Annotated in this window: 1 pseudogene; it reads left to right on the forward strand. The window is 66.3% G+C overall.

Annotated elements, in window-relative coordinates:
- Positions 1 to 300 (forward strand): annotated as a pseudogene (locus tag CCN72_RS36540) (M1 family aminopeptidase); the annotation flags it as partial.

Consider the following 300-nt stretch of genomic DNA (forward strand, 5'->3'; position numbering starts at 1 on the left):
CGTCACCGTCCCCAGTGGGTGCGCCACCGCCACCCTCAGCTTCTATCTGCACATCGACACCGCCGAGACGACGTCGAGCACCGCCTACGACAAGCTGACCGCCAAGATCGGCGGCACCACGCTGGGCAGCTGGTCCAACCTCGACAAGAGCACCGGCTATGTGCAGAAGTCGTTCGACGTGTCGTCCTTCGCCGGGCAGACGGTGAACCTGTCCTTCACCGGCACCGAGGACTCCAGCCTCCAGACCAGCTTCGTCCTGGACGACATCGCCCTCGACACCTCCGGCGGCACCACGCCCCC

Source organism: Streptomyces murinus, from assembly GCF_002154555.1.
GTDB classification, from domain to species: domain Bacteria; phylum Actinomycetota; class Actinomycetes; order Streptomycetales; family Streptomycetaceae; genus Streptomyces; species Streptomyces murinus.